The 3,318-nt window shown below is 37.1% G+C and carries 4 protein-coding genes; all 4 read right to left on the bottom strand.

All coding sequences use genetic code 11. The features are described 5' to 3' along the window. Nucleotides 1-295: 295 nt before the first annotated feature. The gene (locus V7137_RS28975; protein ID WP_098572144.1) at nt 296-751 is read right to left on the bottom strand and encodes a helix-turn-helix transcriptional regulator; all 456 of its coding nucleotides are present in this window, start codon (nt 749-751) and stop codon (nt 296-298) included. Nucleotides 752-944: 193 nt separating this feature from the next. Continuing rightward, complete coding sequence (locus tag V7137_RS28970; RefSeq protein WP_335701265.1) at nt 945-1,100, bottom strand: FeoB-associated Cys-rich membrane protein; 156 nt, start codon at nt 1,098-1,100, stop codon at nt 945-947. Nucleotides 1,101-1,121: 21 nt separating this feature from the next. After that, nucleotides 1,122-3,125, bottom strand: coding sequence for a ferrous iron transport protein B (gene feoB / locus V7137_RS28965; RefSeq protein ID WP_335701264.1), 2,004 nt, complete (start codon nt 3,123-3,125; stop codon nt 1,122-1,124). Continuing rightward, nucleotides 3,125-3,318, bottom strand: a 194-nt coding sequence (locus V7137_RS28960) for a FeoA family protein (RefSeq protein ID WP_335701263.1), incomplete at its 5' end; no start/stop codon positions are given. The genes V7137_RS28960 and feoB, both read right to left, overlap by 1 nt.

The raw sequence follows: 3,318 nt of genomic DNA, 5'->3' as shown, positions 1-3,318 counted from the left end.
TGAGATGTCTGAATCCTTGGAGAAATAATAAAGTAGTCCAAAAAAACTTAAGATCATAATGAGCATAGAAAGCACTAATATTTGGAGCAAGTGCCACCTTTTCCAGTTTTTAAATATGTTAGTTACATTCACTTTAAATCCCAAATGAAAACACCCTTTATCACTAATCTACAACAGGTATAAATTTCGAATATCAGTTCGTTTTTATGACATGTTATCCTGAAGTTAAATACATTGATTAGTATTCCAAAAAAAAGAAAAAAGATGGGCACAATCCCCACCTTTTCCAAATCATTTATTCATTTTTGGTTAATTCTTTAAACCGATGTTTGGAAACCTTTTCATCAATACTGCTAAAAATCCGATAATTTTCCTCATCCAATATCCGAAAATGCTTACTAAGAATATTTTGCTGCAAAATATATCCGTTCTTTTTTGATACAACCCTCCACCATATCCGGCCGCCTAATGTTTTGGATTTTCGAATATCTATTCCTTCGCGGGCAACCGTTTCTAACACCTCGAGCGGTTCATTTCCAAATAAAAATTGGACGGTTTCAGTTTCACGAAATAATGCACAAATCGAAACCACAGTAGACCAATTGGCAAGAACTCTACCCTTCTCAATTTGAACAAGTGTTTTCTTTGAGACGCCAATAATATCAGCCATTTTATCCTGGGTATAACCGACTTCAGTTCGTATTAGGCGAAGCTTTTCAGAAACCTGCATTATAATTTCATCTCTGGTCACGTTAAGCCCTTCCTTCAATTGCAACTAGTGTAATTTTACACCAATTTGTTGAATCATTCAAATTCTAGCATCAAAAAACTGCTACTTTAAAGGATGGATCTGTTAAACTTGCCTGTTGATTTCCGCTCCAATCAACAGGGGGCCAAAATCAACAATAAGCTTTAACATAGCCTTAAAGATAGCAGTTTTTTTATTAATGTAATTTACGCGGTACTCCGCATTTACTTGAACATGTATCTTTCAAATCACACGCTCCGCATTTTCCCTGTTTCGATTTATTAATAAATTTGACGAAAGCCCATGTCGCGTATCCAAAGATCGCGGCTCCGATGATAATATTGGCAATCATTTGCTCCACCTCTTTTTAGAATTATACAAGTCCAAACAATTTGCCGCCCTGATAGATTACCAAGGATAGAATATAAGCAATCGCAAATGCATAAATCATTGAAAAAGCTGTCCATTTCTTTGAATTTGTTTCTTTATAAATTGTTGCTACCGTTGCCAGGCATGGGATATATAATAATATGAAAACCATGAAACTATAGGCAGCAAGTGGAGTATAATAGTCAGCTAATAATCCCTGTAAACTTGCATCACTCGGAACAAAATAGATGATATTCATCGTAGAAATTATGGCCTCTTTTGCCAAGAACCCCGTAATTAACGAGGCTGATGCCTGCCATGTTCCAAATCCAATTGGATCCAAAATGGGCGCTATTACATTTCCAATTGAGGCTAAATAACTTTCATCCATATCAACCTTTAAACCATGGGGACCTGCATAAGATAATAACCAGATAAAGACAGAACCTGCAAAAATAAATGTTCCAGCTTTTCTAACAAAACCTTTTCCTTTATCCCATGTACTCCTCCACAATGATTGAAATTGAGGGAGCCGGTAAGGAGGCAGTTCTATAACGAATAATGAAGTTTCTGATTTTAATAAAGTAGTCGAAAAGATTTTTGCTAAGACTAACGCAACCACAATCCCCAGTACATATAAACTTAGAACAACTAAAGCCTTATTTCCTGCAAAAAATGCTCCAACAAATAATGCATAAACTGGTAATCGCGCCGAGCAGGACATTAACGGCGTTAGCAATATGGTTACCAGCCTTTCTCTTGGTGTTTCGATTGTTCTCGCTGCCATAATTCCTGGTACATTGCAGCCAAAGCCAATCATCATGGGAATAAACGCCTTCCCGTTTAACCCCACAGACTCCATAATTCGGTCCATGACCAAAGCTACTCGGGCCATATAACCGGAATCTTCTAATAAAGAAATAAAGAAAAATAGGATGAAAATTTGCGGGACAAATACGAGTACGCCGCCTACCCCTGCCACTAAACCGTCAATAATCAATGCATGTATAAAACTAGAAGCATGAATCGCAGTTAAAGCCGCTTCAAATCCTGTTGTCACCGGTCCAGTTAATAATCCGTCCAAAAGATCAGATAATGGGGTTCCAAGCCAATCAAAAGTCAGCATAAACATGACATACATAAGCAGCAAGAAGATAGGCATGCCTAAAAAGCGGTTCGTAACGATACTGTCAATTTTTTCAGAAAGTGGTATATCCGAATTACTTTTCCTAGCAACCTCTGCAACTATTTTCTCTATTACTTCTTTTCTTTTTTGATAGATATAGATTGCTAATGATTTAACGTTATAATGTTTTTGGATAGTTGACTCTAAATAAGCCGTTAGATCATTAAGCTTTTGATTATCAACAATAGTCTTAAGGTAGTCTCTAACGTATTCATTTCCTTCAAATAATTGAATGGTTAGAAATCGTGGAGAAAGACCTGTTTTCCCATTAATCTCAGTAGATAATGCTACAATGGCTTCCTCGACTTCTTTTCCATAGTTAACAAGATTCTTTTTTAGAGGCTGGGTTGATGGAGTAGAGATGACATCTACTAATTTATCACAACCCTTACCACTTCTTGCCACGACAGGAACAACTGGCACTCCGAGCTGTTTTGAAAGCTTAGAAACATCTATTTGGATCCCGCGCTTATTTGCTACATCGACCATATTAAGTCCAATTAGTGCTGGCTTTTCAAACTCTAGCAATTGCAATGTCAGGTGTAAATTTCGATCTAATTGTGAGGCATCCAATATATTTAGTAAGCGGTCAACGGATTCATTCAAAAAGAAGGAAGTAACTACTCCTTCATCCTTTGACAGCGGATTAAGTGTATACACACCTGGTAAATCAATTAAATGACCAATATTATTTTTAAAGACGCCAACTTTCTTTTCAACGGTTACACCGCTCCAGTTACCAACATACTCATAGGAACCTGTTAGATTATTAAACAATGAAGTTTTCCCTGTATTGGGATTTCCAATTAGAGCGATTTCCATTATATTCTCTCCACTTCAATTCGAACTGCTTCCCTGCGGCGAATACCTACACATTGTCCACATGATTCAATCATCACAGGTCCCCCAAACGGCATCACACATTTCACACATACTTCTGAGCCTTCAGAAATTCCCAAGTCAAGTAAGCGTCTTTGTACCAGGTGACCCACATGGGAAATATTAATAATTTTTC

It is taken from the genome of Neobacillus drentensis (genome assembly GCF_036962765.1).
GTDB lineage: Bacteria > Bacillota > Bacilli > Bacillales > Cytobacillaceae > Neobacillus > Neobacillus drentensis_C.
This window is presented reverse-complemented; position numbering and strand designations above follow the sequence as displayed.

Excerpts from the sequence above, each read along its gene's own strand:
- V7137_RS28970 (WP_335701265.1), bottom strand. The coding sequence starts at position 1,100 with ATGATTGCCAATATTATCATCGGAGCCGCGATCTTTGGATACGCGACA.
- feoB (WP_335701264.1), bottom strand. The coding sequence starts at position 3,125 with ATGGAAATCGCTCTAATTGGAAATCCCAATACAGGGAAAACTTCATTG.